22 protein-coding genes are annotated in these 24,689 nt (G+C 65.2%); 14 read left to right on the top strand and 8 right to left on the bottom strand.

All coding sequences use genetic code 11. The features are described 5' to 3' along the window. Positions 1-531, bottom strand: a complete 531-nt coding sequence (locus tag W7U_RS04605; protein ID WP_036428713.1) for a nuclear transport factor 2 family protein — start codon at positions 529-531, stop codon at positions 1-3. A 114-nt stretch (positions 532-645) separates the two neighbouring features. Here W7U_RS04605 and W7U_RS04600 point away from each other — a divergent pair, with 114 nt between their 5' ends. Next, on the top strand, positions 646-2,259 hold the full coding sequence (locus W7U_RS04600) for a class I adenylate-forming enzyme family protein (RefSeq protein WP_036428711.1): 1,614 nt from the start codon (positions 646-648) through the stop codon (positions 2,257-2,259). A 48-nt stretch (positions 2,260-2,307) separates the two neighbouring features. On the opposite strand, the gene W7U_RS04595 is transcribed toward W7U_RS04600, so the two are convergent. The 3 genes from W7U_RS04595 to W7U_RS04585 are packed head-to-tail and all read right to left on the bottom strand — an operon-like array spanning position 2,308 to position 5,356. Next, positions 2,308-3,012 (bottom strand): alpha/beta hydrolase, encoded by a 705-nt coding sequence (locus W7U_RS04595; protein WP_008255357.1) that lies wholly within the window; start codon positions 3,010-3,012, stop codon positions 2,308-2,310. Next, positions 3,009-4,112, bottom strand: a complete 1,104-nt coding sequence (locus tag W7U_RS04590) for a dihydrodipicolinate reductase (protein WP_232536700.1) — start codon at positions 4,110-4,112, stop codon at positions 3,009-3,011. Before W7U_RS04590 ends, W7U_RS04595 begins: the two co-directional genes overlap by 4 nt. A 5-nt stretch (positions 4,113-4,117) precedes the next feature. After that, positions 4,118-5,356 (bottom strand): spirocyclase AveC family protein, encoded by a 1,239-nt coding sequence (locus W7U_RS04585; RefSeq protein ID WP_232536701.1) that lies wholly within the window; start codon positions 5,354-5,356, stop codon positions 4,118-4,120. 70 nt (positions 5,357-5,426) lie between these two features. Between W7U_RS04585 and W7U_RS04580 the strand changes: the two genes are divergently transcribed. After that, a complete protein-coding gene (locus tag W7U_RS04580) occupies positions 5,427-6,206 on the top strand; it encodes an SDR family oxidoreductase (protein WP_008255352.1) in 780 nt (259 codons plus the stop codon). 15 nt (positions 6,207-6,221) lie between these two features. Continuing rightward, positions 6,222-7,022, top strand: a complete 801-nt coding sequence (locus W7U_RS04575) for an SDR family oxidoreductase (RefSeq protein ID WP_008255351.1) — start codon at positions 6,222-6,224, stop codon at positions 7,020-7,022. 1 nt (position 7,023) lies between these two features. Here the strand turns inward: W7U_RS04575 and W7U_RS04570 are convergent, their stop codons facing one another. The 3 genes from W7U_RS04570 to W7U_RS04560 are packed head-to-tail and all read right to left on the bottom strand — an operon-like array spanning position 7,024 to position 10,390. After that, on the bottom strand, positions 7,024-8,028 hold the full coding sequence (locus W7U_RS04570) for a hypothetical protein (RefSeq protein WP_008255349.1): 1,005 nt from the start codon (positions 8,026-8,028) through the stop codon (positions 7,024-7,026). Between the two features lie 43 nt (positions 8,029-8,071). After that, entirely contained in the window at positions 8,072-9,136 is a 1,065-nt protein-coding gene (locus W7U_RS04565) for a dihydrodipicolinate reductase (protein ID WP_008255346.1), read from the bottom strand. A gap of 15 nt (positions 9,137-9,151) precedes the next feature. Beyond that, positions 9,152-10,390 carry a cytochrome P450 gene (locus W7U_RS04560; protein WP_008255345.1) on the bottom strand — a complete coding sequence of 413 codons (1,239 nt, stop codon included), beginning with the start codon at positions 10,388-10,390 and terminating at the stop codon, positions 9,152-9,154. A 131-nt stretch (positions 10,391-10,521) separates the two neighbouring features. Between W7U_RS04560 and W7U_RS04555 the strand changes: the two genes are divergently transcribed. After that, complete coding sequence (locus tag W7U_RS04555; RefSeq protein ID WP_008255343.1) at positions 10,522-11,580, top strand: hypothetical protein; 1,059 nt, start codon at positions 10,522-10,524, stop codon at positions 11,578-11,580. Here the strand turns inward: W7U_RS04555 and W7U_RS04550 are convergent. Continuing rightward, positions 11,572-12,714: an ABC transporter substrate-binding protein gene (locus W7U_RS04550; RefSeq protein ID WP_008255341.1), complete on the bottom strand. Its 1,143-nt coding sequence runs from the start codon at positions 12,712-12,714 to the stop codon at positions 11,572-11,574. The two genes, W7U_RS04555 and W7U_RS04550, sit on opposite strands and share 9 nt — an antisense overlap. A 122-nt stretch (positions 12,715-12,836) precedes the next feature. On the opposite strand from W7U_RS04550, the gene W7U_RS04545 reads away from it, so the two are divergent. The 10 genes from W7U_RS04545 (at position 12,837) to W7U_RS04500 (ending at position 24,292) form a co-directional block, all read left to right on the top strand. Next, a complete protein-coding gene (locus W7U_RS04545; RefSeq protein ID WP_008255339.1) occupies positions 12,837-13,469 on the top strand; it encodes a TetR/AcrR family transcriptional regulator in 633 nt (210 codons plus the stop codon). Between the two features lie 118 nt (positions 13,470-13,587). After that, positions 13,588-14,868, top strand: a complete 1,281-nt coding sequence (locus tag W7U_RS04540) for an amidohydrolase family protein (protein ID WP_008255337.1) — start codon at positions 13,588-13,590, stop codon at positions 14,866-14,868. A gap of 2 nt (positions 14,869-14,870) precedes the next feature. Beyond that, positions 14,871-15,665 carry an SDR family oxidoreductase gene (locus W7U_RS04535; protein WP_036428705.1) on the top strand — a complete coding sequence of 265 codons (795 nt, stop codon included), beginning with the start codon at positions 14,871-14,873 and terminating at the stop codon, positions 15,663-15,665. Continuing rightward, positions 15,659-17,131, top strand: a complete 1,473-nt coding sequence (locus W7U_RS04530; protein WP_008255330.1) for an aldehyde dehydrogenase family protein — start codon at positions 15,659-15,661, stop codon at positions 17,129-17,131. Before W7U_RS04535 ends, W7U_RS04530 begins: the two co-directional genes overlap by 7 nt. 24 nt (positions 17,132-17,155) lie before the next feature. Further along, positions 17,156-18,319: an NDMA-dependent alcohol dehydrogenase gene (locus W7U_RS04525; protein WP_008255327.1), complete on the top strand. Its 1,164-nt coding sequence runs from the start codon at positions 17,156-17,158 to the stop codon at positions 18,317-18,319. Positions 18,320-19,064: 745 nt separating this feature from the next. Further along, positions 19,065-20,069, top strand: coding sequence for an alpha/beta hydrolase (locus W7U_RS04520; protein ID WP_008255325.1), 1,005 nt, complete (start codon positions 19,065-19,067; stop codon positions 20,067-20,069). A 2-nt stretch (positions 20,070-20,071) separates the two neighbouring features. Next, complete coding sequence (locus tag W7U_RS04515; protein ID WP_008255323.1) at positions 20,072-20,914, top strand: SDR family NAD(P)-dependent oxidoreductase; 843 nt, start codon at positions 20,072-20,074, stop codon at positions 20,912-20,914. Between the two features lie 26 nt (positions 20,915-20,940). Then, complete coding sequence (locus tag W7U_RS04510; RefSeq protein WP_008255322.1) at positions 20,941-21,861, top strand: hypothetical protein; 921 nt, start codon at positions 20,941-20,943, stop codon at positions 21,859-21,861. After that, positions 21,858-23,360: an NAD(P)/FAD-dependent oxidoreductase gene (locus W7U_RS04505; protein ID WP_008255319.1), complete on the top strand. Its 1,503-nt coding sequence runs from the start codon at positions 21,858-21,860 to the stop codon at positions 23,358-23,360. The genes W7U_RS04510 and W7U_RS04505 overlap by 4 nt, the downstream gene beginning before the upstream one ends. Positions 23,361-23,374: 14 nt before the next feature. After that, the gene (locus W7U_RS04500; RefSeq protein WP_008255317.1) at positions 23,375-24,292 is read left to right on the top strand and encodes a MerR family transcriptional regulator; all 918 of its coding nucleotides are present in this window, start codon (positions 23,375-23,377) and stop codon (positions 24,290-24,292) included. The last annotated feature ends 397 nt before the right edge of the window (positions 24,293-24,689 follow it).

Genomic DNA, 24,689 nt, shown 5'->3' with positions numbered 1-24,689 from the left:
CTATGGGCGCGCCGATAGCCGCTCGGGCAGCGCGGGGTCTCCGTCGGCCCAGAAGGCCCGCCACGTCGGCATGCGCTGGGGCATGGCTGCGCGCAACCGAACGTCGGTCGGCCAGCGCATGAACTCCGGACCCGGGCGCTCCGTCACGTCGACCGAGTACCAAGGATGCTCCCGCCGCTTGACAAAGCACCACTGGCCGTTTCGGCGCTCGTAGACGTCGTCGTAACGCATCGTGATCACAAACCACCCGTCGCCGTCCTCGTGTTCGGCGCGGCAATACACAGATCCCGTCGCGTGGTCAGCGTCGACGAAGTCGAACTGGTGGCCGCAGATCAGATGGATGCTGCGGTAGAACCGCCGAAGCACCCGGTCGTACCAACGCTTCAGCGCGTCGCTGCCGCGCCCCTCCGCGCCGGCGTCGACATCGTCGACGAACAGCGCCACCAGCGTGTCGAGATCCCGGGCGTCGAGGGCCATGGCGTATCTACTGGGCAGCTGAGTGATCGCGAGACTCGATTCCACCCGGTCCAAACGATCGGCACTGGGCCGACGTCCGGCTTCTGTGGCCATGGCGAAATTGTAGGCCGAAAGAGGCGAATGAGAACCTTTGTTCTCGTTTTCTGCAAAGCCTACTATCCTGCGCTCATGCCCTTCCCGAATATCTTGCCCACGATTCCCGCTCTAGTGAGATCCTCCGCGGCACGTTTCGGGGACAAGCCGTTCCTCATCGCCGATGGCCACGAGTTGACCTACGCCGACCTTGACCGCCGCTCGGCTGCGCTGGCGATTGCCCTGTTGTCAGCGGGTATAAGCAAGGGTGATCACGTCGGGATCTTGATGCCGAACAGCGTCGATTGGGCGTTGGCCTGGTTTGCCGCCACACGCATCGGCGCAGTCGCGGTGCCCCTCAATACGTTCTATAAGGCGTCCGAACTCGCCTGGACCGCACGCCATGCTGACCTGCGGGCGATCCTGGCGTGGTCGCGATTCCGCAATCACGATTTCGTCGCCCGACTGCAGGAAGCGCTGCCGGGGTTATCCGCTCAGCGCGAGCCCGGCCGCATCGCGGTACGAAAAGCGCCGTTCCTGCGGACCGTTGCGGTGTGGGGACCATCCGATCAGCCATGGATGACAGCGATCGACGGTGATGGCGAGATGTCGGTCGACGACGCCGACTTCCTGGTCGATGTGGAATTGTGCGTAACGCCAGCCGATGACGTGACCATCATCTATACCTCGGGCAGTACCGGCGACCCAAAGGGGCCCGTGCACAGCCAGGGCACACTCGTACGGCATACCTACAACCTCACGTTCATGTACGGCGTCACCCAGGATGACGTGATGTTCACCGCCATGCCCTTCTTCTGGGTGGGAGGGCTGATCACAGGACTACTCGCGGTGATCCACCATGGCGCGACACTGGTCACCCAGCCCGCGTTCGACGCGGCCGAGGCGCTAGAACTCATGGAGCGCCACCGCGCGACAATCGCGTTGGGCTGGCCGCAGCAGGGCAAGACTTTGGCCGAGCACCCCGATTTTCCCGCACGCGATCTTAGTTCGGTGCAACGCACCAGCATGCCCGCGATGGTGCCACCCCAGCGTCGGCCAAAGGGCTCTAGCGGCCTGGGAATGACGGAGCTGTGTGGCAATCACATCGGGGTCGACCCATATCTGCCGCAGCCGCCCGATCGGTCCGAAACCGGCGGTCTGCCAATCGAAGGGCTGCACCATGTGCTGGTCGACCCTGACACGGGTCAGCCGGCGCCCATCGGCACGCCCGGCGAAATCTGGGTTCGCGGATACTCGTTGATGCAACGCCTGCACAAACGTGAGCGTGAGGAGGTGTTCACCGCTGACGGCTACTACCGGACGGGCGATTGCGGCGTCGAGTACGACGACGGTTGGATCAGGTTCACCGGTCGGTTGGGCGATCTGATCAAGACGGGTGGCGGCACCAACGTCACACCGAGCGAAGTCGAGCAGGCGCTGGCCGACTGCGACGGCGTGCTGGAGGCATACGTGGTCGGCGCCGAGAGCGACGAGCACGGGACGGTGGTCGCGGCGGCCGTAGTCCCGCGCGGCGAATCGGTGCTTGACGGCGAGTCCTTGCGCGCGCAGCTGCGTGACCGGCTGTCGGCATACAAGGTGCCGAAGTTCATCTGGGTCACCGCGAAGCAAGATCTCCCTTTCACCGCGACCGGAAAGGTCAAGAAGTCGCAGCTCGCGCAGCAGCTCAGCGGACTGCTGGCGCGCCGCTAAGGGGTGACCGGTTGCCCATCGGCCATGTTTGTGCTCATCAATGTCCAATCATGTCGGAGTCGCCAACCTGAGGAGGACCGCACTCAGCTCGGCCGGGCGGGCAAAGAAGGGCGAGTGGCCGCCGTCCAATTCGACAATGGACGCGCCAATCCTGTCGACCGCATTGCGCCTGGCCCACGACTCCCCCACCGCGCGGTCGTGCCGCATGAGAACGTAGGTCGACGGCGTATCGGGCCAGCGGTCGATCGGACAGCTCTCGGTGAACGCGGTGAATGATTGGTGCCTCAGTTCGTCAAATGCGCGGCGTGCCAATACTTCCGGGCAGTCATGGTAGAAACCTTCCCGGACCGCCTCCCAGGTGAGGCCGAACGGGCCGTCACCATGCTCTTGCGGTTCGGGAAAGGTGATCGCGTCGGGGTTGGCGCCAAGGTGTTCGGCGAACGATTGGCCGGGGACGGGCAGGAGCCCGCCGACGAAAACCATGTGGCGCACCGGGTACAAGGTGGCGATGACGGGTGCGCAGAGTCCCGAGATCGAGTGTGCGACAACGACAACATCCTCGGAAGCGCTGTCAACTTCTCGCTCGATCGCATCGATCGCCACTTGCGCCCATTTCAGCGCTCCCGCCGAATCGTCATCGACCGGGAGGTCCGGCGCGACCGCGCGATGGACTCGCCGCTCCAGCTCTGCGGAGACCGCATCCCAGCAGGAGCCGTAATGCAGCCCGCCGTGTAGCAGCGCGAAGACGGTCACCGTCGCGTGCGGGAGAGTCGACTAACGATTCCAGTTCCGGCCAACGGTGATTCGATGATGCCAGGCGGCGCGCCCACCACACATGGAATGGCGTTCACCGCGGCCATGGCGGTGGCCGTGATTCCCGGGTTGGTGCGGCTTTCCCTCGACTGTTCCAAGTACAGTTCCAGGCTCATACTGGGGTCGCCTTCGACACGAAAAACCATGCCGCCCTGTCCCTCGCGCGAAGGCTTGGGCCAGTGCTCGGGCCACGGGGTCGAACTCACGGTCGCGAAGTATTGCACGGCCACCACTTTTCGGTCGTCGGCCACTCCGGCCAGCTGCCAGCGGTGCCCGCAGATCGTACCCGCCGGCACCACGCCGAGGGCCGTTGGTAGATCGACCGGAGCGAGCAATGTCTCCCAGTCGAGTTCTACACCGTCGAGTTCGATGCCGAGCAGGTCCGCGATATAGCGCACGACCGTCTCCCAGTCGTGATTTACCTTGCCCGAGGCTATGCGGACCGGGACGTGGCCGTCGGGCTTGCCGAATCCCATCGACTCATGCAGCACATCCCAAATGGGATAGGCCTTGTCCAAGTCGACCGCGTATTCATCCATACGATACGAATCCACGGCACCCGCGCCAGAAAGCAGCGCGGTAGGAAGGTTGAGGCTGATGAACCCGGGCTCACTACCGGTCGCATAGAACGTCGAACGGCCCTTTTGGGTGGCTGAATCGAGCGTTGCACGCCAGTGCTGCGGCGCGGCATCCGGGTACACCATCGGAATCGTCGAGATCGTCACGACATTGATCCCCGATTCCAGCAGCGCGGCGATATCCGCGATGGCGTCTTCCTCGCGGCGGACCGCCGTCGCGCAGTAGGATACGCAATCAGGTTTTAGCGCAATGATTTCCGCCATGTCGCCTGTTGCCGTCACTCCGACGGCCTCGACACCGCACAGCAGGCCCGCATCAGTTCCAACCTTGCTCGGCGTTGAGACCTTTACGCCGACGAGATCCAGTGCAGGGTCAAGAATCGTGGCCCGTAACGCTTCTCTTCCTGTGAGACCCGTCCCGATATGGGCGACGCGATAGGGGCCGCAGGCGTTGTCCGTCATCCAACTCATTTGTAGAACGGTCCCGGCTTGCCCGATTCCTCAAGGTGCCCGTAGGGGTCGTATACCTTGACATTCGGATACGGGTTTTGCTCATACGCGGGTGAGGACAGCCCCGCGGCGCGCAGGCCGGCCAGCACCGCCAGCGGTATGGCGAACGACACCAGACCCACTGCAGCCGAAACGAGGAGCTGGCGTGTCAACGTGACCTTGGTGCGGCCAGGGGGCGCCAGAAGTTGGCGGCAGATCCGGGTGATCAGCACCAGCTCTCCGCCGTCGTCACGGACGCACATGACGGCGACCATCGCGAAAATAAACGAGTCGTACACCGCCATGACGAGTGGGAAATGGATGTGGCCGATTTGCAGGGTGGGCCCGACCGCCTCGGAGTAGTAAAAGATGCCGAATCTCAACCAGGTGAACTGGACGAGCGTGTTGACCGGTATCGCGATGAGGAACGCGCCCAGGAAGACCGCGGCAAGGCGGTGACGCGCAAGCCAACTGGTGCGCGGGACCATCGGATCCACGAAGCGCTCGTGCAGTTGCAGGATTCCCAGCCCACTGAGGAGGTAATAGGCCGCGTAGCCGCCGAGGAACGACAGGGCGGGCTCGAGATTCGGCGCAATGTTCATATACGGCCACGACGGCGGGAAGTGCAGCATGCGCGGATCGAAAATGGCGAATGTCGCCCAGTTGGCCAATGGATCCAGCGCGCCGGTGATCAGACCGGCGAACGCGATCACCACCGCCCAATGCACCTTGCGGCGTCGCACCGAGAGCCACACCAACGTTGCGATCAGACCGATCGCCAGGGGGATGGAACTCAGCGCCACGACCAGTGGCCAGTTATCGAAGCCGAGGAACGGCGGATAGGGCGCCGCGCCTGGAGTGGGGTTTGCCGTGCGGGCATCCCCGTGAGTGCCCGACTGGACAGTCGCGACCGTTACGACCGCAAAGGCCAGGTAGGCGACAACGAACAATCCCCATCCGACCCTAGACGGCCATGACAAACCGCCGATGCCCGTGTCCATGGGCCCGACTGCAGCCGATTCACTGGCCGAGTCAACGGTGTTCGTCATGCCGGCCTCGCCCGTAGCGTAGCCAGATCTCCCGCACTCGTGGTGCGGGCTGGTTTTGCGTTTGTCAATCGTCAGCCTCCGGGACCCAACCCGTCGAGAATATGTGTTTTCGTCCGCCGTAAACAAGCTTTCGCCGGGCCAGGCCGATACCCCGACCGAGAATGACAATTCTCACATGCGAGGATTGGGTAGCGTCAGCGCAGCCGTCAATCATGAAATCACGCGAAGGAAGCAGAGTATGAGCGACCGGCACTCCAACATCGCGGGGACGCGGATGTTGATCATCGGGGCGTCTTCGGGCATCGGACAGGCGCTGGCGCTGGCCGCCCACTCCCGGGGCGCGGCGGTGGCCCTCGCCGCACGGCGGGTGGACCGCCTGTCGGAGCTGGCCGATCGGCTCGGCGGATCGGCACACGAGCTCGACGTGTCCGATCCGCGCGCCATCGAATCCGTCGTCAACGCCGTCGCCGCCCACTTCGGAAAGCTCGACGCTGTCGTATTCACCAGTGCCGTGGTGCCATTCGCGTTGATCGAAGACACCGATGTACAGACGTGGCTGCACGCGTACGCCGTCAATGCCGTGGGTGCCTCCCACGTACTGCGGACGGCCCTCCCCCATTTGGCCGACAACGCCACGGTCGTCGTCGCGTCGAGCCACGACGTGGGGCGCCCGCGTGCGGGTGTGGCGGCCTACCATGCGAGCAAGGCCGCGCTCGACGAGATCCTACGCAGCTGGCGGGCCGAACACCCCGAGATCGCCGTGATCCGGGTCAGCGTTGGCCCCACTTGTGACACCGAGATCCTGCGCGGGGCCGACCGTGACCTGCTGGCCGATCTCTACCGGTCCTGGGAGCACGGGGGCCAGATCCCTGACGAGATGTCCACCGTCGAGGACGTGGCCCATGCCATGCTTTCCCTCGTCGCCATTTCGCGCGCCAATCCCACCGTGGTCAGCGAGATCGTTCACCTGGCACCCCGAATCATCGAGGGCCAGCAGGCATTCACCGGCAACCGGTAAAGAAAGGACGACTCGATGGACCTGGGTTTCGACGGTGCGACGGCGGTGGTCACCGGGGGCAGCAAGGGAATGGGCCTGGCGATCGCCGAGAGTCTCGGCGCGGAGGGTGCTTCGGTGGCGATCATGGCGCGCGGCCGGACCGCGTTGGACTCCGCTGCGCGGCGAATCCGCAGCGCGGGCGCCCCCGAAGTCCTGACCATCAGCGTCGACATGTCCGATGCCGAGTCCATCACATCGGCGTTCGCGTCCATCGGTCATACCTGGGACAGCCTGAATGTCCTGGTGCACACCGTCGGCCCGAGCGCCGGCGCATTCGAAGACCTCGACGACGACTGGCACGCCGCCTTCGACCTCGGCACGTTGTCCGCCGTGCGCTCGGTGCGGGCCGCACTGCCCATGTTGCGATCCGCGGATTGGGCTCGCATCGTCACACTCTCGGCGCACTCGATCCAGCGCCAGAGCTCGCGCCTGGTCGCCTACACCGCCGCCAAATCGGCACTGTCGAGCTTTACCAAGAACCTGTCGAAAAGCCTTGGCGCCGAGGGGATACTGGTCAACTGTGTCTGCCCCGGAACCATCGTGACGGCCAGTTTCACCGAGACCTTGCGGGAGGTGCTTGTCGCCGACGGGCTGGATTCATCGGATCCGAGGCACGTGATGACGTGGGTCGAGAAGACCTACGGCCATCCCTGTGACATCGGCCGTGCCGGGTTGCCCGAAGAGATCGCCTCCCTCACCGCCTATCTGGCGTCACGACGAAACGGCTACGTGACAGGGGCCACCGTCAACGTCGACGGCGGATCGGACTTCATCTGATTCAACATCGCCAGTCGAGCCCGCGCGCCAGCTTGAACACGGCCGTGGCCGCGTCGAGCAATTCCGGGGTCAGCATATTCCCGCTGTATTCGACCCAGCACCAACTGCGGGCCGGCTGCACACCCGACGAGGTGCTTGACACGGGACCGAACACGTGCAGCGGGCTGCCGCTGGATTCGAACGCGAAACTGTACGAATCGGCGCCGATAGTCACGTCCAGCGTGGCCATCCGCCCGGCTTCGTTGAACGTCGGATCCGTGGTGATGTCCTTGTGCACCGTGGTGACACCGTCTTTGAGCTGATAGCCCGGGCCGAAGGCCACACCTTCGCGCCCCTGCCAGAAGCTGCCGCCGCCCAGCTGCCCGTCGTCGAGCTCGTGCAACCAGGACACCCACATGCCCTGGAGGTGCCGGGCGATGGGGAGTTCGGTGTACACCTTTCCCGGCGGCCCGTACGCGAAGTCCTGATGCGCGTAGCCGGACACTTCGACACCGTCCACCGTGCCCGTGGCGTACATCAGCTCGTGGCGGTAGTAGACGTCGTCGTCGATGCCGTCCTGCGCAGGCACGTGCGTGAGGACGATGTCGCTGACCGTCCGCCCGTGGATCTCCCAACGATTGCTGGCGTCATACCAGTGAAAGCCGTTGGCATCGCGTTCGATCCGGCCGCTTGGATACGACAGCCGCACGCTCCCGCCGTCGTCGACGTACTGCAACGGTTCGAACCAATCGAGCGTCGAGTACTCAGGGTAGAGGTGAGGCGCGTCGATGCCAAGGTCTTTCGGTAGTGATCGAAATCCGCACACCGGAGACACGACGTGAGTCATTCCGGTGAGGAAGTCGTCGCATCCCCGCACCCCCCAGTAGTTCTGACCGGATGCGTCGGCGACGACTGCGCCGAGCCAGATTCCCGACAGCCCCATCCCGGGGCTCGGGACCCATTCGCGCCGGTAATGGGCGAGGGACGGCGTCTCGCGAAGGACCTGGAAGTCAATCGATTTGAACACTCAGTCTCCTCGCGGGGGTCGCGGTGGATGTGGGGGCAAGCGCCTATGTCGTGGGCACGACGCCGCGCTCAGTCCAGTGCGCGACGAACGGCGTGATCGTCGACAAGTCGTAGAATCCCGGCTCAGCCGCGATCACGGCGGGGATGGCGTTGATGGCGTGCATGGCGGTGGCCAGACAGCCCTGTTCGGCGTGATCGTCCCCGTGGGAGCCGATCACGAGTTGAAGGGTCATGTTGGGCTTGCCCTCAAACGTCACCGCATAACCGATCTCCGTCGGCCAGTCGGGGGCCAGGTCGTCGGCCATCCTGGTGAGGTGTTCGACGGCGAGTATCGTTTCGCCGCAGTCGACCACGACGCCGAAGCGCATGGCGCCCACGGTCCCTGCCGGAATCTCCCCAGCGGCCACCGTCAGCGCCCTCGGTGTCGTCACGACCTCGCGGAACCCCTCGACGGACCGGATACCGAGTCCGAGCGCCTGCGCAAGGACCGTCGCGCTGCCGATCCATGCGCTCGCCGCATACTCTTTGTTGGCCAACAACGGCGTCGGATCATCCGGCGCATGACCGAAACCCATCGCGTTGAAGATCAGATCATGGCTCGCGTAGGTCGAGTAGTTCAGCACCTCCCGCACGCTGATCCGCTCGGTGCGCTCGGTCAGCCGGGACAGGACCGGCGCGAGCGACTCGGCGACGAAGCCCGGGTACAGGCCCAGGCCGAGAAACGATGAATTGCCTGCACGGCAAGCTGTTTCGATGCCGTCCGCCAGCGATTCGTGCAGGGAACGGGGATGGACAAACCGGCTGCCGGTGGCTATCACATTCTTGCCCGAGGCCAACAGATCACAGACATCGGCGAAACAGCCCGGCGTGTCGGTCTCCACTTTGCCCATGTAGAGCACCACGTCCGCATTGGTGCCGATGATGGTGTCGCGATCGTCAGACGCGAGCACTCTTGCTTGCGGCAGCCCGCACAGCGTGCCCGCGTCCGCCCCGGCTTTTGCCGCGTCGTACACCCGCACGCCGACCAGTTCCAGGTCCGGCCGGCTCAAGACGTGGCGCAGCGACATCGTGCCGGTCACCCCGGTCGCCCACTGGATCACGCGAGTCATGTCAGGCGATCTCCTCTAATCCCACACCACGTCGAGGCGGGGTGGCGAGCGGAACATCGTGCCGGTCACGTAGGGCGGCGGGGCCTCGGGGTCGAGCCGCAGCCCCGGCAGTTCGTCGAGCAGCGCGTTGAAGATCTTGGTGCTCTCCAACCGCGCCAGGTGCATTCCCAAGCACACATGGGCGCCGTGGCCGAACCCGATGTGCGGCTTGCGTTCCCGGAAGATGTCGAAGGACTCGGCGTCCTCCCATCGTGTTTCGTCATGGTTGGCGCTGCCGAGGTTGACCACCATCGTCGAGCCCTTCGGGATATGGCGCCCGAAGAAATCGGTGTCGGCGGTGACCTCACGGATGAAGTTGAGCAGCGGCGTCTCCCACCGGATGCCCTCCTCGATCGCCTGCGGCAGCAGGCTGCGGTCGGCGCGCACCGCATCGAGTTGGTCGGTGTGGGTCAACAGGCCGAACGCGAGGCTGGCCGTCGAGCGCGACGTGGTCTCCGCGCCCGCGGGCAGGAGGTTGCGCATGAATCCGTAGATTTGTTCGTCCGACATCCTGACCCCGTCGATTTCGGCCTGGGACAGGATGGTCACCATGTCATCCTTCGGCGACTTTCGCCGGTCGGCAAGGATTCCGACGAAGTACTCCTTCATCTCCGCCGAGGCCCGCAACGCGGTTTCCATGTCGGCGCGAAAGCCCAGCAGGTCGATCGCCAGCCGGTGGAACTCACCGATGTCGGATTCGGGCAACCCGAGCAGGGCGGCGATGATCCGGACCGGGATGGGCATGAACACCGCAGTGACCAGGTCGGCGCGTTTGTCGTCGCGGATTTTCGCGATCGTGCGATCCACGAGGGGCCCAACGAGTTCGGTGTCCCAGCGTTTCATCGACGACCTGGCAAACGCGAATTCGTGCAACCTGCGGTAGGTGGCGTGCTCGGGTTCCTGCATCTCCAGGATCGTCGGTCCTTGCAACGGTCGCACGACGTCCTCATAGATCCGGGTGCTGAACGTGATGTTGTCGGTGAAGACGGCTTTAACCGCGTCGAACGAGTACGCCGTGAACGTCTTCGCGCCGTCGGGCCCGTCCTCGGGAACGCCCATCTCCGGCCAGCCCGGATGAACGGCCGCCTTCATACGCAGCTCACGCAGCAGCGGGTAGGGGGTCGCGTCGCCGTCGGCGCCCATTCCGGCGTTGAACTTGTCCTGCGCCTCGCGAATGCGTTGCTCGATGTCGTCAGTAACCGTAGGCTCCGCCACGTGCCACCTCCCGTACGGCCGCCCAACATACACCTTGTCGGTTGCAAACCTACATGATGTAGGTTGAAGGAACCAGAACCTCGCGAGAATCCGAAAGCGCAACCTGGAGCATTCGATTGGTCATTCGAGTCGTGCAATGGGCAACCGGCGCCGTCGGCCGGGCCGCGCTGCAGGAGCTGATCGAGAATCCGCATTATCAACTGGTCGGCGTGCTGGTGTACGACCCGGCGAAGGCCGGTCTCGACGCGGGCGCGCTCTGCGGGCTACCACCGACGACGGGCGTGATCGCGACCGCGGACAAAGACGCGATCATCGCCCTGGGCGCCGATGTCGTCGTGCACGCGGCCAGCAAGGCCCACACCGTCGAGACGAACGCCGCGGACATCTGCCGCCTGCTCGCGGCCGGCAGCACCGTCATCACCACGACGTCGTACAACCACCTACCCACCTATGGCGAAGAAACCGAATCCGCGTTCGCCGCGGCGTGCCGACAGGGCGGGTCACGATTTCACGCGGCGGGCGAGAACCCCGGTTTCATGTTCGAGCGGCTCGTCGCGACCGTGACGGGGCTGAGTAAGACCATCGACCGCATCGACCTCTACGAGGCCACCGACGTTTCAGCCGTGGACAGTCGGCCGATGCTCATCGACCTGATGGGGATGGGGAGGCCGCCGGAAGACGTCAGCATTGACTCCCCGATCATCAAGAAGCTCGACATGGCCTACCGCCAGGCCCTCAATGCCACGGCCGATGTCCTCGGGATCACCCTGTCCCACATCGACGTAACGATCGACGCCACTACACTGCCGCACGACATCGAGGTCCCCGCCGGCACGATCGAGGCGGGAACGGTTGTCGGGCAGCGGTTCTCGTGGGTCGGCCACTGGTCCGGCCGCCCGCTGCTGGCGATTCACGAAGAGTGGGTGCTCACCCGCGACCTTCCCCAGTGGGGCATGGCGCCGCTGGCGCCCGGCGAGAAGGCCCCGCTGATCCGCGCGGTCATCCAAGGGGAGCCGAGCTTTGAACTCCAGCTCGACGTGGGGTTCGACGGCGTCGCACCCTCGGGCCAGCACGCCATGCCCGGTCATCTGATGATCGCGATGGGCGCGGTTCGCGCGATTCCCTACGTGCTTGCCCGGCCACCCGGCATCGTGACCGCACCGGTGTTCGGCGCGATCCAACTAGCTTGAGGCGCGAGCGACCGCGCGGGCGATGTGGTCGCTGGGCGCCGCGTGGAAAACGTGCGCGCTGCCGTCGGGCAGGACCCTTCGGGCGATGAGGTAGTCGGACCCCAGCCAGCCCTGCCGGATGAACCGGCCGAACCGCAGGAACGTTCCCGGTGCGCCACTGGCCGACGGGACGAGCTTCACCTGCTCCATCCCGTTCTTCACCCCCTCTCCGGTCAGCGGCCGCGCCGCGGCCAGGCCCCGCACGATCACCGTGGCCGCGTCGTGCGACAAGCCCGGCATCGAGTGCCCCGGCCGGCGACCGTATCGCGCCTCGAAGCGGTCGAGGAAGGCCTGCCCGACGGTGTTGCGCTCGTCGTAGCTGTCCAGGCCGATCCATCCGGACAGGTGCCGCATCCACTCCGCGCTGATGTGGGCCATTTCGAACGCCGTCGTCGTGTATCGCGGCGGATCCCAGCCCGCGGCGCGCAGCGCATCGGTGAAGCCCCACAGACCATGCCCGAACCCGACGTGCACCAGCGCGTCGGGCTCCGACGCGCGCAACGCGGCGACCGTCTTGGACTTGTCGGCCTCGACCTGGGGAATCGCCACGGTCGCAACGACGTTCAAACCCGCGGCATCGTAGGCCCTTTGGGCGAAGGCGAGATACTCCTTGCCGATGAGCGACGACTCGTAGGCAATGGCGATGCGCGACCGAGCGTCGCCGATCATCACCGCGGCCAGCATGACCGGCTCCTCGGGCATCGAGCCGTTGTTCAGCGCGAAGCACCACTCGCCGAGCGCCCCCTCCGATCCCGACAGGGTGAGGATCGGAACCCGCGCGGTGGCATCGACGTGGGAACGCAGCGGCACCACGTTGTCCGATACCCAAGGGCCGAAGATCGCCAGGCAGCCTTCCGCGACGAGCTCGTCGAAGGCCCGTTCGACCGCGAGGTAGGTGCCGTTCGGCAGGCCCACCACGTTGCGTATGACGAGTTCGATCGGCCGGTCGAGCAGCCCGGAGGCATAGGCTTCGTCCATCACCAGCCGCAGCGCGGCGACGGTGTCGTTGTCGGTGTCGCCGGACGTCGGATAGTCGTTGAGCACGCCGACTTTCAGCGGTGCGACCGAACCGTATGCGCGAACCTCGTCTGCCATAGCCGGCAACATACAGGATGGAGGTTGAAACCAGGGGTCCCGCCGCCGCGCGGTGTCGTGCACCGACGCCGGCGGAGCCCCGCCACTCAACATTCACGATGAATGTTGCTACGATCGTCGGCATGGCGCAGCGCGGTGGAGCGGACGACGATCGACGCGCGCGCGGCGAGCAGACGCGGCGCGACCTGATCGAGGCGGGCCGGGAACTGTTCGTGGAACGGGGATTCTTCAACACCAGCATCGGTGACCTCGTGGCCAAGTCGGGCGTCGGCACGCGCGGCGCCTTCTATCACCACTTCAAGGACAAGGCCGAGCTGTTTCGCGCCGTGTTCGAGGACGTCGAGAACGACCTCACGCTTCGGTCCATCGCCTCTCCCCCGCCCGGCGTCGACCCGTGGGAGCGGCTCACGATCGGTCTGCACGGGTTTCTCGAAGCGGCAACCGAGCCCGCCGTCCAGCGGGTGATCCTCGTCGACGGTCCGGTGGTGCTGGGCTGGCAGACGCTGCGCGAAATCCAGGAGGGCAACAGCATCGCCCTCATCAACGACGTGGTCCGCGAGGCGATCGCGGCGGGCATCATCGACGACCAGCCCGTCGGGGAGCTGACGCACATGCTCGTCGCCGCGCTCGAGGAGGCCTCGCTGCTGGTGGCGCACGCCGCCAATCCGGCCACGGCGCGCCGCCGGGCGGCCAAGGTCCTCGACCGGCTGCTGCTTTCCTTCGCCGTCGAGCCCCGAAAAGTATTGCGGCGGTGAACATCCTGTCCCAAGCCCTGGCCGAACGCGGCCGTCGTGAAAACGTACATTTCCACAATTGAATATTGTTCCTCTACAACCTGATACCCTCGCTCTCAACATCTGCACTAGGAGACCCATGCAGCCCGAAGACATGATCTTGGTGAGCGTCGACGACCATCTTGTGGAGCCGCCGCACCTGTTCGAGGGCAGGGTCGCGGACAAGTACGCCGACGAGGCGCCGCGGGTGATCCGGCAAGCCGACGGCTCGGAGGTCTGGACCTTCAACGGCGCGATCATCCCCAACATCGGCCTCAACGCGGTGGCGGGCCGCCCGCGCGAGGAGTACGGCATCGAGCCCACCGCCTTCGACGAGATGCGGCCGGGGTGCTACGACATCCATGAGCGGGTCAGGGACATGGACGCCGGCGGTGTGCTCGGGTCGATGTGCTTTCCGTCCTTCCCCGGTTTCGCGGGCCGCTTGTTCGCCACGCATCCCGATAAAGACCTCGCCCTTGCCGTCACCCAGGCGTACAACGACTGGCACATCGACGAGTGGTGCGGCTCCTATCCCGGACGGTTCCTGCCCATGGGATTGCCCGTCCTGTGGGATCCGCAGTTGTGCGCCAAGGAGATCCGGCGCAATGCCGAGAAGGGTTGTCACTCAGTAACCTTCACCGAGAACCCCGCCACCCTCGGCTTCCCGAGCTTCCACGACGAGTACTGGGATCCCATGTGGCGCGCGCTCTCGGACACCAATACGGTGCTCTCGGTCCACTTGGGGTCCTCGGGCAAGATCACGATGACCGCGGACAACGCCCCCATCGACGTCATGATCACGCTGCAACCGATGAACGTCTGCTCGGCGGCCGCCGACCTGCTGTGGTCGCGCGTCATCAAGGAGTTCCCCGACGTCCGGTTCGCCCTCTCGGAGGGCGGCACCGGGTGGATCCCGTATTTCGTCGACCGGCTCGACCGCACGTACGAGATGCACCACCTGTGGACGGGCCAGGATTTCGGTGACCGGCTGCCCAGCGAGGTTTTCCGGGAGCGCTTCCTGACCTGTTTCATCGCCGACCCGATCGGTGTCAAGCTGCGCCACGACGTCGGCATCGACAACATCGCGTGGGAATGCGACTATCCGCACTCCGACTCGTCGTGGCCCACGGCCGCCGAGGAGCTCGCGCTCGTCATGGCCGGACTGCCCGACGACGAAGTCAACAAGATCACCTACGAGAATGCCTGCCGGTGGTATTCGTTCGACCCATTCGAGCACCGAACCCGCCAGCAGTGCACCGTGGGCGCCCTGCGCGCCGCGGTCGGTGACCACAACGTTGAGATCCGCAGCTTCGACCACGGCCGGTTCGAACGGACCGCGGGCGCGACCCTCGGCTCCGTCAGCGCGAAACTCGATGTCTGACAATGGCTGACACGGGACAGCCACCTTTGCGAGTCGCGGTCGTCGGCGCCTCCGCCGGTCTCGGCCGCTGCATCGGCACCGGACTGGCGCACCGCGGCGCCCATGTCGCGCTGCTGGCGCGCCGATACGACAGGTTGGTCGAGGCCGCCAAGGACGCCGGCAACGGCGCGGTGGCCGTCGCGTGTGACGTCACCGCGACCGACGCGTGCCAGAAGGCCATGTCCGAGGTGATCGACGCGCTCGGCGGTCTCGACGCCCTGGTGTACACGACCGGTATGGGAGTGCTGGCGCCACTGCGCGAGATGACCGCGGAACAGTGGGCGCAGTTGTTCGCCACCAATGTCACCGGGGCCTCGCTGGTCACCGCGGCCGCCGCGCCGCACCTGGCGGCATCGGCGGGCTCGGCCGTGTACCTGTCGTCGCTCAGCGCCTCCTACACCACCCCGTGGCCGTTGCTCGGCGCGTACGCGGTGACCAAGGGGGCGCTGGACAAGCTCGTCGAGGCCTGGCGCATCGAACATCCGGAGATTGGCTTCACCCGTCTGGCGGTGGGGGACAGCCTCGGCGGCAGCGGTGACGCGCAAACCGAGTTCAACAAAAGCTGGGACCCAGACGCTCTGGAATCGGCGATCAAGTTCTGGATGGAAAACAAGTACATGCTGGGCGGTCTCGTCGACGCCGAACATCTCACCGAAGTCGTCCATTCCGTCATCCGGTGCGGCAACAGCAGTTTCATCCCCTCCCTCACGCTCGCCCCGCGCGCCTCCGACGCAGTGAAGGAACTCCGGCAATGGTGAATCACGAATCGCGAATGCTCATCGACGGCAAGCTCGTCGAGTCGGAGACCGGACGACAGTTCGACAACATCAACCCGGCGACGGAAGAGGTCCTCGGCGCCACCAGCGACGGAACCCGCGCCGACATGGAACGCGCCATCGCCGCGGCGCGGAATGCGTTCGACAACACCGAATGGTCGCGCAGCGGCGATGCGCGCGCCGCCGGACTCCGGCAATTGCAGGCGGCGCTCGAGGCGGAACGTGAGGAGCTGCGCACCGAACTCGTCGCCGAGGTGGGCTGCCCGGTGTTGTCCACGTACGGGCCACAGCTCGACGTGCCCCTCAACGAGGCGTTGACCTGGCCCGCCGATATGATCGACGAATTCGCCTGGAAGCGTGTGCTTCCCGACAAGGACGCGTTCGGCATGGGCAGCCTCACCGCCCGCGAGGTCTGGAAAGAGCCGGTCGGTGTCGTCGGTGTCATCACCCCGTGGAACTTCCCTTTCGAGATCATCCTCAACAAAATCGGCCCCATCCTGGCGATGGGCAACACCTGCGTGCTCAAGCCCGCCCCGGATACGCCCTGGAACGCCACCAGGATCGGCCGCATCATCGCCGAACACACCGACATCCCACCCGGCGTGATCAACATCGTGCCCTCCTCTGATCACCTTGTCGGGGAGGTGATTTCGACGTCACCGTTGGTCGACATGGTGGCGTTCACCGGTTCGACGGCCACCGGCAGGCGCATCATGGCCGCCGCTGCCGAGACGGTCAAACCCACCTTTCTCGAACTCGGCGGCAAGTCCGTCTACCTCGTCTTGGACGAAGACGGTGACATCGGCGGCGCGGTCGGCGGCAGCGCCTTCATCTGCATGCATGCCGGGCAGGGCTGCGCAATGCCCACCCGCCTGCTGGTGCCGAACTCGCGGTACGACGAAGCGGTTGAAATCGTCAAGGCCGCGATGGAAAAGAACAAATACGGCGATCCCACCGATCCCTCGGTACTGCAAGGGCCGCTGGTCTCCAAGAAGCAACACGAGCGGGTCCTCGGATACATCGAGACGGGCAAGCAGGAAGGCGCCCGCGTGGCCACCGGCGGCGGGGTGCCCAAGCACCTGCCGAAGGGCTATTTCGTCGAGCCGACCGTGTTCGCCAATGTCGACAACAAGATGACGATCGCGCAGGAGGAGATCTTCGGGCCCGTGCTCTCGGTCATCGGATTCGACGGCGACGACGACGCCGTGCGGATCGCCAACGACTCGATCTACGGCCTGTCGGGGGTGGTATTCGCCAACGACCTCGACCGCGCCAAATCCGTGGCGAGTCGGATCAGAACCGGCACGCTCGGCATCAACGGCGGACTCTGGTACGGCGCAGACGCACCATTCGGCGGGTACAAGCAGTCGGGCGTGGGCCGGCAATGCGGCATCGAGGGACTCGAGATCTTCACCGAGACAAAGACTGTCGGCTGGCCGGCTTCCTGACCGGCCCCTAGCGAAAGATGCGCGATGAAATCCAAGGCAGCAGTCCTGCGCGGTGTCGGTGAGGACTGGGAAGTCACCGACGTAGAACTCGACCCACCGCACGCGGGCGAGGTGCTGGTCAAAATGGCGTATGCGGGGATCTGTCACTCCGATGAGCACTTCTATACCGGTGACAGTGTGCCAACCGCCGAGATGGAAGAGATGATGCGGGCGTCCGGACTCCCGGTGCCGGAATGGTTCCCCATGCTCGGCGGGCACGAGGGCTCCGGGGTCGTCGAGGCGGTAGGCCCAGGCGTGAAGACGCTGAAGCCCGGTGACCACGTGGCGATTTCGTTTCTGCCCGCCTGCGGCAACTGTCGATGGTGTGCCAGCGGCTACACCTACCTGTGCGACGTGGGCGCCGACATCTACAGCAAGGCGATGACCACCGACGGCACCCGCCGGCGCCACCTCGGCGACGAGGACCTGATGGCCATGATGCAGGTCGGCACGTTTTCCGAGTACGTGGTGGCCTCCGAGCGCTCGCTGGTCAAAGTCCACGACTGGATTCCCCTCGACGCCGCCTCGCTGGTCTCTTGCGGGGTGACAACGGGATTCGGGTCGGGATCGGTGGCAGCGGGTACCGAAGCCGGCGATACCGTCGTCGTGGTGGGTGTCGGCGGCATCGGCATGAACGCCGTGCAGGGCGCGAAAGTGGCCGGCGCCAAGCACATCGTCGCCGTGGACCCCAACGAGTTCAAGCGCGAGGTCGCGCCGACATTCGGCGCCACGCATACCGCCGTCGACATCGGTGCCGCGCTGGATCTGGTCAAGGAGATCACCTGGGGCGTGATGGCCGACCGGGTTGTTCTCACACCCGGGGTCGTGCCCGCGGACATGATAATGACGGCGATGATGTTGTTGCGCAAGGGCGGAACCTGTGTACTGACCGGGATGCCCAAGATCACCGACCTGATGGTGCCGATCGTCCTCACCGACATGGTCAGCTCATGCAAGACGTTCAAAGGCGTGCTCTACGGAGAGATGAACCCGCGCGAGGCCATGCCGAAACTGCTGGCGATGTACGAGGCGGGCCTGATCAAGCTCGACGAGCTGGTCACGCAGAAATACAAGCTTGACGACATCAACGAGGCGATGCGAGACCTGCGCGCCGGCAAGAACATTCGCGGCGTCATCGCGTTCGAATAGCGTTGCGTCGCGTGCTGCCGCTTGCAGCAGCAGGACATGGCATCGGTGGGCGGCGGCTCGGTGATCAGAGTTCCCGCAACCATCCCCTAAGGCCGACGCGGCACACCGATCGCCTCCCAGCAGATCTCATTGCGGGTGGCGGATGTTGAACTTTTCACCTGCGAGGTTGCAGAATTCTCATCGAAATGGCGGACGCGCTTCTCTCACGTCCGTGGCGGAACCCCCAAGCGGGCTCCTCCCAATCTCGCCGCGGCCGTCACACGAGGGCGGTCATCGACGTCGACGACCGCTTCGCTCGCGCGGTTACCACAGCAAGACGCAAACCATTGACCGCGACCGCGGTAACCCCGGTGCGCCGGACCAAACTCAAACATGCGCTTCGCGCCTGAGGTCCCAGATCTCTGACCGCCCAACCTGATTCACCAATACGACCGTTGCTGCGGTGCCGAACGCCAGCCACGAGTTGCCGAGCGGTGGCTTATCCGCGCGGCGGGCATTTCACCCGTCAGCGCCCAGGCGACTAGCAGATGACGGCCGGGCCGCCGGTGAGCGGGCAATAGGGAGGTACGCAGCTCACCGACGTTGTTGAGACGGCGAAGCCGAGCAACAACGCAAACAAGACTCTCGTAACCTTGTTCATAACTGGAGAGTCTACGTCCAGCCAGGATTCAGTTGTCAGGACCGAGGTCGAAGCACCTCAAAGCTGCCATTGACTAATGTCACCATTTGGTATTGACTGCATGGCATGACGGGCGGCGTTCCGGCTCGCGGGTCATTGCGGTCCCGCGGCGCGGCAGCGATAAGTGGATACACCCTGCGGCCGATCACCAGCGTGATCCCGCCCGAGCGGGCTTGGGGGCTGTGGCTCTCGCGTCAGATCATCGCCAGGATCATGGGAACCTTTGGACCCTCGCTCGCGGGCACCCGCGTCGAACCGGTCGACACCAGGCTGCCCGACGGCCGCCGCGTCAAAGGGGAATGGGTCTACGGGCCGCGCACCCCCACCAGCGAAACCGAGCGCTCATCGACCACCGCGGGAGCCATCTACTACGTGCACGGCAGCGGGTACGCCGTGTGTTCGCCAAAGACGCACCGCCGGTTGACATCCTGGCTTTCGTCCTTGACCGGCCTTCCGGTGTTCTGCATCGACTACCGACTCGCCCCAAAGCATCGCTTCCCCACCGCGGCCGACGATGTCCGCGCGGGCTGGGACTGGCTGGTCGACACGTGCGGCCTACAGCCGAAACACATTGTGATCGCCGGAGATTCGGCAGGCGGTCACCTGTCCGTCGATCTGCTGCTGCAGCCCGGGGTCGAGCACCCCGCCGCCATGGTGTTGTTCTCTCCCTTGTACGACCTCACGTTCGAACTGGCGCTCGCGCGGGAACGAATTCGCCCCGATCCCGCCACCAGCGCGGCGAACGCGGTCCGGTTGGTCGGGCTTTACCACCGCGGTGTCGACCTCACCCACCAGCGGCTGACGCTCGACGTCGCCGGCGGGCCCGCGCTTCCGCCCACCCTCATCCAGGCCGGCGGCGCCGAAATGCTGCAAGAAGACGCGCGCCAACTCGCCACCGACATCCAAACGGCCGGGGGCAGACGCGAACTGCAGATCTGGCCGCATCAGGTGCACGTCTTCCAGGCGCTGCCGCGCATGACACCCGAAGCCGCCAAGGCCATGGCTTATGTCGCGCGGTTCATTGCCCACGCCCTGCAGGACGCCCGCGCCCTGGCCGAGGAGGCCCGCTGACGATGTTCGGACTCAATAAGCCCAAAATCAGCCGCAACGCGTCGGCGGTGGTGACCGGCGCCGGCAGCGGCATCGGCGCCGCCTTCGCCGTCGAACTAGGCCGTCGCGGCGGCTCGGTCGTGTGCAGCGACATCGACGAAAGTGCGGCCCAACGCACGGTCGATGCGCTCACCGCCCACGGCGGCAAGGCCATCGCGATCCGTTGCGACGTATCACGAGTCGACGAGGTGCAGGCATTGGCCGAACAGTCGCAGGCTTGGTTCGCGGCGCCGCCCACGTTGGTGATCAACAACGCCGGTGTCGGCGCCGGCGGTGCCGCGATCGGTGATGCGCCGCTGGACGATTGGGAGTGGACCCTCGGCATCAACCTGTGGGGCCCGATTCACGGCTGCCATGTGTTCACCCCGATCCTGCGGGACGCCGAACCGTCCCGCGCGCCGCGGGGCATCATCAACGTGGCCTCCGCGGCGGCATTCGGCGCCGCCCCAGGTATGGCCGCCTACAACGTGAGCAAGGCCGGCGTCCTTTCGTTGTCGGAGACCCTGGCCGCCGAACTCGCCGGAACACCCGTGCGGGTCACCGTGCTGTGCCCGACCTTCGTCAAGACCAACATTCTCGAGTCCGGCCGCATCAGCGAACAATCCGGCGAACTCGCGGCCAAATTGATGCGCTGGACCGGATTGTCCGCGGAGAAGGTCGCGCGGACCTGCCTGGACGCACACGACCGCGACGAGCTGTACTGCATGCCGCAGTTCGACGCCAAGGTGGGCTGGAACATCAAACGCTTGGCCCCGCAGGCCTATACGCGCACGGCCGGCCTGCTCTCCCGCATCAACCTGCCCTGAACACCCGACGCGCAAAGGAGCTCGCGATGGCTATCGACATGGAAGCCATGCTCGCCAAGATCAAAGACCGGCAGTGGGCGCTCGCCGATATCGACTGGGACGCGCCCGGCGCCGACATGATCAGTGACGAACAGCGGCCCCAGCTCAAGGCGTTCATGGCCGACCTGTGCTGGATCGAGAACATCGGCGCCAGGGGCTTTGCGGCGCTGGCGAAGAAGGCACCCACACCGACCATCGCCGAGATCTACCGCTACTTCCACGCCGAGGAGCAGCGCCACGCCAACGCCGAACTGGCGCTGATGAAGCGCTGGGGCATGCTCACCGACGGTGAGATTCCCGAGCCGAACGTGAACATCCGACTGGCCATCGACTGGCTGGACCGCTGGGCCGACGACATGCCGCTGTCTCTGCTCGGCACCGTCATCCCGATGCTCGAAGTCGCACTGGACGGCGCTTTGCTGAAATTCCTCCTCGACGAGGTGCACGATCCCGTCTGTCACCAGGTATTCGAGAAGATCAACAACGACGAATCACGCCATCTGGTCGTCGATTTCGAAGTTCTCGACATGATCGGGCACGCGAAGATCCGGCGGTTGCTGATCGACTTCATCGGTCACAATGCCACTCCGGGCCTCATCATCGGTGCGATCATGGGTGCACCGCTGATCAACAGGATCCGCAACGAGATCGTCGCCATGGGCATGGAGCCCGAGCGGCTTTACCGGGCCGTGAAACGATTCAGAGAGCTTGGCGACCGCGGCGAACGCACCAGCAGGGTACCGACCTATCGGTTCCTGAGGCGCTACGCCGGCGTGGTCACGAACCCACGCCACCCGTACCACCTGCTGGCGAATTCGATGGTGTGGCTTTCCGACCGATATCCGCGGCCGCTGCTGCCGTCGGTACCGACGTGGGTCAGAGAACTCACCCACGAGCCGGCGGCATGAGCATGGCGAACAACAACGACGCCCATGCGGCGCTCATCATCGGAGCCGGCTTCACCGGATTAGGCGCGGCGATTCGGTTGGCCGAAGCCGGAGTCGACGACATCGTGATACTGGAGCGCGCCGACCGCGTCGGCGGAACCTGGCGCGACACAACGTATCCCGGTGCGAGCTGCGACGTCCCTTCGCTGCTGTACTCGTACTCGTTCGTCAAAAACCCGACCTGGTCGCGCACCTACTCCCCCGCCCCGGAAATCTATCGCCACCTCGAGGACATGGCGGACCGGTTCGGCATCCGCAACCGCATCAGGTTCGGTCACGAGGTCAAGGACTTGTCCTTCGACGAGGGAGCCGGCGTCTGGACCGCCACCACCAGGAACCGCAAGAAATTTCGCGCCCGCGGCGTCGTGCTGGCGTCCGGGCCCCTGTCCGACGTCAGCTTCCCCGACATCCGCGGCCTGGACAGCTACCAGGGGCACAAGATCCACAGCGCCCGCTGGGATCACGATTACGACTTCGCGGGCAAGCGCGTCGCCGTCATCGGGACCGGGGCCAGCGCCATCCAGATCATCCCCGAGCTGGTCAAGCGCGCCGAATTCGTCAAGGTTTTCCAGCGCACCCCCTGCTGGGTGCTGCCGCGCTTGGACGTCGCCACCCCACCGGCCGTGCAAGCCTTGTTCGCCAAAGTCCCTGCCACCCAACAGCTTGCGCGTCAGGCGCTGTACTGGGGACATGAAGCCAGCGCAACGGCGCTGGTGTGGGACACGCCGCTGACGTCGTTGGTCGCCCGGCTTGGGCGGGCGCACCTGCGCGCTCAGGTGAAGGATCCGTGGCTGCGGCGCCAGCTGACGCCCGACTTCAGGCCGGGGTGCAAGCGCATGCTGGTCTCCAGCGACTATTACCCCGCGCTGCAACGCGACAACTGCAAGCTCGTCGACTGGCCGATCGCCACCTTGAGCCCGGCCGGCATCCGCACCGGTGACGGCATCGAGCACCACCTCGATTGCATCGTGTTCGCCACCGGCTACGACGTGCATCTGACCGGGCCGCCTTTCGCAGTCACCGGACTCGGTGGGCGCTCGCTGGCCGCCGAATGGGCCGACGGCGCACAGGCTTACAAGAGCATCAACGTGCACGGCTATCCGAACCTGTTCGTCATGACCGGCCCCAACTCCGGGCCGGGGCACAACTCGCTGCTGGTCTACATCGAGGGCCAGCTGGACTACGTGGTACGCGGCATCACCACCATCCTCGACGAGGACCTGCGCTATCTCGATGTCCGCGAACAGGTCCAACGTCGCCACAACGAGGATCTCCAGCGCCGGCTGACCAAGACGACCTGGATGTCGGGGTGCCGCAGTTGGTACCTCACCAAGGACGGATTCAACGGGTCGATGTATCCCGGATTCGCCACGCAGTATCTTCGCCAGATGAGGGATTTCCGGTATGAGGACTATCAGGCGGTGGCGCACGCCCGGGCGCGCGCCAGCCGATCGGCCTGAGATCGCGCCCTGACATGGCAACCGAGCGCGCGTCGCGGCCCGAACCCGGCACCATCGCCAGCGTGCTGCACAACGTGCGGCGCGCCCCCAAACGCGTGCGGCGCCAATCGCGCGAATATCGCCAACTCATCGAAACGGCGGTGTCCCAGCTGTTCGACGCGGCGGTCCGCCACCCGCACGGCGCCACGAACTCCGGCGAGTACCGCATCGACGACCTGGCCCGGCTGGCCGGCACCACCACCCGCAATATCCGCGTCTATCGTGACCGCGGGCTATTGCCGCCCCCGCTGCGCGTCGGGCGCATCGCGCTGTTCAACGACACCCACCTGACCCGGTTGCGGCTGATCACCTCGATGCTCGATCGCGGCTACACCATCGCGCACGTTCGAGAAATGCTGAGCGCGTGGGAGGAAGGCAAGAACCTCGGCGACGTGCTGGGCCTCGAAACCGCCATCGCGGGTCCGTGGACGACGGAGAAGCCGGAAACCATGCCGCTCGCCGACGCCCAGCGACTCGTCGACGACCCGCAAGCCTTCGAGCGGCTCGTCGCGCTTCAGGTGATTCGGATCGACGGGTCCAACGCGACGATCACCCGCCCGAAACTGATCGAAGCGTTCAATGAAATCCGCGGCTACGGTGTCGAATTCGACAAGCTCATCGACCTGCACGAGCAGATCGTCCCCGAGATCGACAAGATCAGCGACATGCTCGTGCGCGCCGGCGCCGAACACGTGCTGGACCGCATCAGGCCCGGCGAGCCGCTCCCGGCCGACGCCGAGATCGCCGAGCTGATCACCATGCTCGTGCGCTTCCGGACTCAGGCCGTGGCGACGGTCACCGCCACGCTCGCGTCGTCGATCGAATCCAACATCGAGTCACTGGTGGGCCGCATTTTGGCGGACTATCTCGTCGAGTCGAGTTCTTCGGCCTGAGCTTTGGTCCACGCACACCTCGGGCCGTGCGCGCGCGCAACCTAGACGCTGGGCAGCACTAAAAAGGCACGACAGTGCAGGTGAGGCACGTGTAAGTGCCCGTGCAGGCCGCTGCCGTGGGGAAGGTGAGCGCCAGCATGACGGCAAGAATGACTTTCGACTTGAGACCAGACACGAATACTCCATCCCGTTGAAGTTGGGACAGATGCTAAACGCACCACCGCGAAAAAACTTGAGAATGACGGATATTCGCTGTCAACCCTTAACTGGCCATTGAGAATTCACCCGTAATGCGGCCATAGCCTCCGCTTGCGCTGCATATAACATTAATCAGTGTCGGTGTTCCTTCTGTTTGAAGGACTTTGCTGGCGGTGATCTTCTCGGCCCTTCGCACCGC

It is taken from the genome of Mycobacterium sp. H4Y, assembly GCF_000364405.1.
GTDB lineage: Bacteria > Actinomycetota > Actinomycetes > Mycobacteriales > Mycobacteriaceae > Mycobacterium > Mycobacterium intracellulare.
Note: the sequence above shows the minus strand (reverse complement) of the source record. Positions and strands in the feature narration are given on the sequence as shown.